Raw genomic sequence first — 6,899 nt, forward strand, 5'->3', positions numbered from 1 at the left:
GGCGCGGAGCAGGAGCGCATGGAGGCGTGGATCGTCGAGGAGGTCAATAACGGCGCGGTGCTGCCGGGCCTTTACCCGATGAACGCCGACACCAAGGCGCGCTACGCGGCTTCGAAGAAGTAACGCAAACCAAACAGCGAGGCCGTGCCATGAAGATCCACGCAGCAGGTTCGCGTCCGACCAACCGGGCGCCGCAGGACTACTTCACTGGCACGGTCTGGCAGGATCCGATCATCGCCACCGAAGCCCCGGCGCGTCTGGCTTCGACGCGCGTCAGTTTCGAGCCGGGTGCCCGCACGGCGTGGCACACCCATCCGCTTGGCCAGACGCTGTATGTGCTCTCCGGCGTCGGCCGCATTCAGACCGAAGGCGGCCCAATTCTGGAGATCAAACCCGGCGACACCGTGTGGATACCGCCCGGCGAGAAGCACTGGCACGGCGCGTCGCCGACCAATGCGATGACTCACATCGCCATGCAGGAGGCTCTCGACGGCAGCTTCGCAACCTGGATGGAGCAGGTGAGCGATGCTGATTATGCGGGAAAGGTGGGCGGCTGAACGCGCGACCCTATTCGAACCAGCGGCTGCTGACGCTGCGAAAGCTGCCGGTTTCCTGCATGATGTGCAGCCACTGGTCGATAAACCCCTTCAGTGCCACATCGCGCTGCAGCCAGTAGGCTTTTTCGGCAAAATCGAACGGTGTTTCCGGATGCACGGCGCACAGCACGCCGGGATGCAGCTTCTGCTGATATTTGGTTTCCGAGGCGTCGGTCATCATCACGTCGGCATGGCCGGCAGCGATCTGATCGAAGATGCTGACGTTGTCGTTATGGGTGATGATCTCGGCATTGCTGATCCTGGCGCGGGCAAAGCGCTCGTTGGTGCCGCCGGGATTGACGATGACGCGTACGCCGGGCCGATCGATGTCGGCGACCGTCGCGAACCTGTCCTTGTCGGCGCAACGCGCGATCGGTGTCTTGCCCTCGCGCATGATGGGTATCGAGAACAGTCCTTTCTTCTGCCGGTCGAGAGTGATGGAGACACCGCCCATGGCGATGTCGAACCGATCCGCCGCGAAGTCGGCTGATAGTTTCGGCCAACTGGTCCGGACATGCTCGACCTTGACGCCGAGCGCCTGGCCAAGCTGCTCCGCCATCTCGACGTCGAAGCCGTTGAATTTCCCGGTGGCTGGATCGAATGAACTGAACGGCAGATAGTCGCCCGTAAGGCCGACCCGCAGCGTGCCGCGTGCAATGATATCGTCGAGCCGCGAGGAGGGCGTCTGCGCGCGCAACGGCGTAATCCACAGACAAGCGATAGCCAGCAACCCGGCCAGCATGCGGACCATGACGCTCCCCCGAAATTCTGCGGCATCGCCAGCAATTGGCGGCACCGTTGTCGAGCAGCTTACAGGGATGTCGGCGAGGTTCAATATCTGAACCTGCAATCGGCGGCCGTTCGTCAGCAGTCGCTATGCAGGCGTCGAACATGCCGCCGGTCTTTGGTGCGTCAGCTTTCGCTATCGTCGCTATCGTGGTCGGGCATGCGCCTGCCGAGGGTCATATCGCTCTTCAGCGCCTCGAACCGGCGGCGCGCAGCGCGCTCGCGGTCGTCGATGAAAGCAACCACCTCGTCAGATGGCATGGGCCCCAAGACCAGCGGACGCGAATGCGGGCCGATGGTCTCGTCGACGAAGTAACGCCCCTCGTCATCGCGCCGTGCGGTCCAGCGAAAGCGGATCGCATCGAGCGGGCCGGGGCCAAGTCTGGAATAGTGTTCGACGTCGATCGATGGCGCGGCAACGGGGGCAGCGGGCTGCTCTGCGGGCTCGTCTTCAGGCTGCGCCGATCCCTCGGGCTGAGCCGATTCGGAAATCAGCTCGGGCTCGATCTCCACTTTGGCTTCCGGCTTTTCACTGGAGTGATCAAGGATGCTTGCGATCGCTGCCAGCGCATGATCGGTCGGATCACTCTGCATCAAAAATTCGTCCCCCGCATGCCGCACTATACTACACAGACTCTTAAGTGTGTGTGTAGTTCCTTGTCGATGCAAGCGATGGCTGTTTTTAGGCGCAGATGGGCGGCGTCCGATCTTTCCAGGGTCGCGCGATTTCCAGTTGCGCTGCGAGACGCAGCAGCGTGGCCTCGTCGCCAAACCTTGCCGTAAACATCATGCCAAGCGGCAACCCGTTACCGCTCCACGCCAGCGGCACCGACATCGACGGCTGGCCGGACATGTTGGCCAAGCTGGTGCCCGGCATGTAGCGGCGCAGCAGCGGCGGGATCTCGCCGAGCGTGTCGGACATGGTGTCGATGGCACCAATCTTCACGGGTGGCTGGCACAGCGTCGGCGACAGGAAGATGTCGCAGCCGGTGAAGAACTCGGTCAGGCTGCGCGAGATCAGGAACGCGTTTTGCAGTGCGACAACATAGTCCATCGCACTGGCCTTGCGCGCATTGTGCGCGCTCCCGAGCGTCAACTTCTCAAAATCGTCGGACGTCATCGCACGGCCAAACTTCTGCGCGGCCAGGTGCACCGTCGCGGCAGTGTTGGCGGAGACCACGGCGGCGATCACCAGCGCGGGATCCGCGGCCAGGACCGGCGCGCGTTCCTCGACATGGTGGCCGAGGCCTTCGAGCAGCTTCGCGACATCGCGCACCGCCGCGGCAATCTCGGGATCGATGGCTTCGCCATAGGGCGTCTTGTCGGTGAAGAAGATGCGTAGTCGGCCGGGCTCTCGGCCAACCTCATCGAGGAATGCGCGCTCCGGGACCGGCGCCATGTAAGGGCTGGTCGGCTCAGGGCCGTGGATGGCGTCGAGCATGGCTGCGCTGTCGCGGACGCTGATGCTGACCACGTGGCCGCAGGAGAAACCGCCCCAGCCTTCGCCCTTGTCGGGGCCACACGGGGTCCGCGCCCGGGTCGGCTTCAGGCCGAACACGCCGCAGGCCGATGCCGGAATCCGAATCGAGCCGCCTCCGTCGCTAGCATGCGCCACCGGCAGGATGCGAGCGGCCACGGCTGCTGCGGCTCCACCCGACGAGCCGCCGGACGAGTGCGCGGGATTCCACGGATTGCGCGTCGGGCCGTGCAGCCGGCCTTCGGTGGTCGGCATCAGTCCGAATTCCGGGCTGGCGCTCTTGCCGAAGATCGTCAACCCGGCATCGAGAAAGCGCCGGGCGAGGGTGCCGGTGTGGTCGGCGACGTAGTCCTTGTACAGGCTAGCGCCAAACGTAGTGCGGGTGCCTTCGATGAGGTCGAGGTCCTTCAGCAGAAACGGCACGCCGGTGAATGGTGCGTCAGGCAGGCCGTTGTCGATCTGGCGTTGCGCGTAGTCTTCATGGCGCACCACCACAGCGTTGATATCAGGACTGACGCGCTCGGTGCGCGCCACCGCCTCGTCGAGCAATTCGCGCGGACTGACCTGCTTGCTGCGGACCAACTCGGCAAGACCGAGTGCGTCGTAAGCGCCGTATTCCTTGAACGTCATGGGGGGGGTACTCGGATGAGGGAAGGCGTTGCTAGCGCGGATGGCCCGCGCCAGCAATGCGCCGGCTAGCCGAGCACCTCTGCATTGACGGCGTTCTGCTTGATCGGCTCGCCATCGAGCACGCTCAGCATGTTGCGCGCAGTCTGCAGGCCCATGCGGTCGAGCGCCTCGCGGGTGACGCCGGCGACGTGGGGCGCGATGATGACGTTAGGCAGATCGAACAGCGCATGGCCAAGCGGCGGCGGCTCCACCTCGAACACGTCGAGCCCGGCGCCGGCAAGCTTGCCGGCCACTAGCGCGTCGTACAGTGCCGATTCCACCACGATGCCGCCCCGCGCGGTGTTGATCAGATAGGCGCTCGGATTCATCCGCGCGATGCGGGCGGCGTCGAATAGACCGGTGGTCTCCTTGGTCTTCGGGCAGTGGATGCTGACGAAGTCGGCGCGCGGCAGCGCGGCATCGAGATCGCTCACCGGCTCGCAGCCAGCGGCCCTGATCGCTTCCGCCGACAGGTAGGGATCATAGACCAGCACCGTCATTTCCATCGCTAGGCAGCGCTTGGCAGTGCGGGTGCCGATGCGGCCGAAGCCAAGGATCAGCACGGTCTTGCCGAACAGATCGAACGGCAGCAGGCCGAGCCGTGTGCTCCATTTCCCCTCCTTGACCAGCGCGTGCAGTTCGACCGCGCGCTTGGCCAGGGTCAGCATCATGAACAGCGCCTGTTCGGCAACCGAGGGCGAGTTGGCAGTGCCAGCGATCATCAGCGGCACCTTGTAGCGGCTGAGCGCTGCGACATCGACGGAGTCGTAGCCCACGCCGATCCGCGCCACGACCTTCATGTCGCGGGAGGCTTCCAGTTCCGGTTCGCCGAACCGCGTCGCGCCGAGCGCCACGCCGTGCACGGGCGCTTGCTTCTCCAATAGCGCCGAAAAATCGGCGGCGGAAATTAGGTTGGAAAATTCGACGGTTTCGATATCGCCGCGTTCGTTAAACAGGTCCCAGCCAAGTCGAGACATGGATTCGGTAATGAGAAGTTTCTTCTTATTGGTCGTCATTTCCACCCCTTGAAGCATTTGTTCTTGTGCGCTCGCGTAACGTTCCGCGACGCGCTCCTCATTTAACAGGCTCAATCTGGTGAGGTCCATCGCCGTCGCCACGTGAACGGATGGACTTGGCGTCGATGAAAACGATATTGTTCGCGGGCTGCTGCTGATTTGTTTGTTGCGATGCAAAACGAATGACCTTGAAGGAGACGACCCTGATGATCCGACCGATACTGCCGGCGCGCCTGTGTGCTCGATTGCGTTTCGTTCTCGGCGTCGGCGCCGTCGCGCTATTGGCCCACTCCTCGGCCGCGCAGGCCCAGGGGCTGGTCCAGGGCGTGCAGCAAGGCGCCAGAGACGGCAACAAGGCGGCAGGGCCGATCGGCGGCGTGCTGGGTGGGGCGATCGGCGGCGTTGTCGGTGTGGTGGGTGGCGTGTTCGGCGTGCCCGCCAATAACAACAGCGTCCGCGGTCCCGCGCAGTCCGGTGCGAAACAGACCAAGGAAACCCGGGCGGCAAAGGGCGTCAAAGGCAAAAAGGCGGCAGAGCCGGCGCCTGAACCGCAATTGACCGCAGAGCAGGTGGTCGCCAACAGCGACGCCAACATTGCCCGCATCAAGACCGCGCTCAATCTGACGCCGGAACAGGAGAAGAACTGGGCCGGCTTCAACAGCGCCATGCACTATCTCGGCAACAATGGCGCCGATCGCCTCAAGCTGCGTATTGCGCGCGCCCAGCGCGATCCGCCGGACGACATCATCGAGCAGATGCGCAACGAGGCCCAGTTCCTCAACGACCGCGCCGTCGATCAGCGCAACGTTGCGGACGCCGCCGAGCCGCTGTTCGCCAGCCTGGACGCCAAGCAGAAGGCGCTATTTATTGAAGAGATGGTGCGGCTCAGCCGTGAGCGTGGCCTCGACTAGTTCAACGATGGAACCTCTTGGCCATGGTGGCGTTTTTCCTCCGACAAATGGAGGTTACCATGGCCGAGAAATTCGATCCTGCACCGCACGACAAATACGCCGTCGGCGTCAAGGAAGCGGCGAAGGCGGATCAGAAACAGCACAGCGAGCTGAAATCTGGATTGGAAGATTCGTTTCCGGCGTCCGATCCCGTGAGTGCAACGCAACCAGCCAAGTCGAAGCCGGACGGTGATCGCGAGAAGGAGACCTTGTGGGACAAGGTTACCGGTGCCTTCAAGTGACGACGATGTGATGCCAAAGGCTCCGACGGAGTAATAAATCGTTAACCATGTCTCCGCAGTATGGGTTGTACGGCGAACGATGGAGAATTCCGTTGGCGACGATCATATCGGACCATGGACTTGAATTTGCAGAAGCGCCGGCCACGCCGCGCCGGGGTGATATTTTCACGATCCACGCCACCCGGAACGATCAAAGCATGGTGACCCATCGGATCATTCCGGATGTCGCAGTGGCGCAAGCGCGGGTACTCAACGATGCCGGCTGGCGGGTGCGTATATCCGGGCTGGGCGGACGCCAGTTTGCGCCGTCGGAATTTCATCAGTTGCTGACATTTGATCGCATCGGCTGAATCGCACGAACAGACGACATCGTGACCTCGCCGGACCTCCGAGCGGGGTTTTTCAATGCCGCGAACATGGTAGCCTGCGGCAATCAGCTCGCTCATAAAACGCATCAAATCGCCGGCTTAATCACATGAAATCAATCGTCTTTATCTGCGGCGCCATTGCTGCCCTGGCAGCCCCGTTGGCGCATGCCGCGACCTCTCGCCAGCAGCAGATGATGAAGCTTTCGCCGGAGACCCGGATCGAGCAGCGCTGCGACGCACGGGCCATGGGTGCCGTGCAGCGCGAACACAAGGGCTTCAAGCCGGACGAATTCGTCGCTTATGCCTTCGCGGATCCGGTTTTGCGCGGCACGCGGATCAGCGCGCCCGGCGGCGCGATTCGCAGCAGCGGCAAATGGTACCATCTTTCCTACGTCTGCGAGACCAACGCGGAGGGTCTCGAAGTCAGTTCGTTCACCTACCAATTGGGCGCGGAAGTACCGCGCGGTGAATGGGACGCGCATTTCCTGGTGCCGCGCTGAGCGGCCAAAATCTCGGGTGGTCCGGTCGCGAAGAATTTCTGCGGTCGCGACGACGCCTTACAATCGATCGACGCGCAGGAAACACGCCCATACCAGCGACACCAGCGCGGCGATCGCGAGCCAGGACGGGTTGAGGCAGAACACGTCGCCATAGCGACAGACCTGAATCGCCCATCCGGCTGAGTTGATGCTGGCGACGTAGAAAAGGCCGGCCGAGATCCATAAAATAACGGCGATCATAAACATGAGAGCGCTCCGCATAATATGCGGCGAATCTGTTCCGGATTCTTGAAGC

Annotated in this window: 10 protein-coding genes and 1 pseudogene; 6 read left to right on the forward strand and 5 right to left on the reverse strand. The window is 62.8% G+C overall.

Annotated features, from left to right (window positions below; translation table 11 throughout):
* Positions 1-123 (forward strand): annotated as a pseudogene (locus JWR89_RS25505) (ribonuclease activity regulator RraA); the annotation flags it as partial.
* Positions 124-149: 26 nt separating this feature from the next.
* Entirely contained in the window at positions 150-557 is a 408-nt protein-coding gene (locus JWR89_RS25510) for a cupin domain-containing protein (RefSeq protein ID WP_299720988.1), read from the forward strand.
* Positions 558-567: 10 nt separating this feature from the next.
* On the opposite strand, the gene JWR89_RS25515 is transcribed toward JWR89_RS25510, so the two are convergent.
* The 4 genes from JWR89_RS25515 to JWR89_RS25530 form a co-directional block, all read right to left on the reverse strand.
* Positions 568-1,338 (reverse strand): transporter substrate-binding domain-containing protein, encoded by a 771-nt coding sequence (locus tag JWR89_RS25515; protein WP_299720997.1) that lies wholly within the window; start codon positions 1,336-1,338, stop codon positions 568-570.
* Between the two features lie 170 nt (positions 1,339-1,508).
* The gene (locus tag JWR89_RS25520) at positions 1,509-1,895 is read right to left on the reverse strand and encodes a hypothetical protein (RefSeq protein ID WP_299720989.1); all 387 of its coding nucleotides are present in this window, start codon (positions 1,893-1,895) and stop codon (positions 1,509-1,511) included.
* Positions 1,896-2,064: 169 nt separating this feature from the next.
* On the reverse strand, positions 2,065-3,489 hold the full coding sequence (locus tag JWR89_RS25525) for an amidase (protein ID WP_299720990.1): 1,425 nt from the start codon (positions 3,487-3,489) through the stop codon (positions 2,065-2,067).
* 65 nt (positions 3,490-3,554) lie between these two features.
* Positions 3,555-4,544, reverse strand: coding sequence for a hydroxyacid dehydrogenase (locus JWR89_RS25530; RefSeq protein ID WP_299720991.1), 990 nt, complete (start codon positions 4,542-4,544; stop codon positions 3,555-3,557).
* 206 nt (positions 4,545-4,750) lie between these two features.
* Here JWR89_RS25530 and JWR89_RS25535 point away from each other — a divergent pair, with 206 nt between their 5' ends.
* The 4 genes from JWR89_RS25535 (at position 4,751) to JWR89_RS25550 (ending at position 6,604) form a co-directional block, all read left to right on the forward strand.
* Positions 4,751-5,455 carry a Spy/CpxP family protein refolding chaperone gene (locus JWR89_RS25535; RefSeq protein WP_299720992.1) on the forward strand — a complete coding sequence of 235 codons (705 nt, stop codon included), beginning with the start codon at positions 4,751-4,753 and terminating at the stop codon, positions 5,453-5,455.
* 59 nt (positions 5,456-5,514) lie between these two features.
* Entirely contained in the window at positions 5,515-5,736 is a 222-nt protein-coding gene (locus JWR89_RS25540; protein ID WP_299720993.1) for a hypothetical protein, read from the forward strand.
* A gap of 92 nt (positions 5,737-5,828) precedes the next feature.
* Entirely contained in the window at positions 5,829-6,086 is a 258-nt protein-coding gene (locus tag JWR89_RS25545; RefSeq protein WP_299720994.1) for a hypothetical protein, read from the forward strand.
* 125 nt (positions 6,087-6,211) lie between these two features.
* Entirely contained in the window at positions 6,212-6,604 is a 393-nt protein-coding gene (locus JWR89_RS25550) for a DUF930 domain-containing protein (RefSeq protein WP_299720995.1), read from the forward strand.
* Between the two features lie 57 nt (positions 6,605-6,661).
* Here JWR89_RS25550 and JWR89_RS25555 read toward each other — a convergent pair.
* Positions 6,662-6,899, reverse strand: a 238-nt coding sequence (locus JWR89_RS25555; RefSeq protein ID WP_299720996.1) for a hypothetical protein, incomplete at its 5' end; no start/stop codon positions are given.

It is taken from the genome of Tardiphaga sp., assembly GCF_028290785.1.
Lineage (GTDB): Bacteria > Pseudomonadota > Alphaproteobacteria > Rhizobiales > Xanthobacteraceae > Tardiphaga.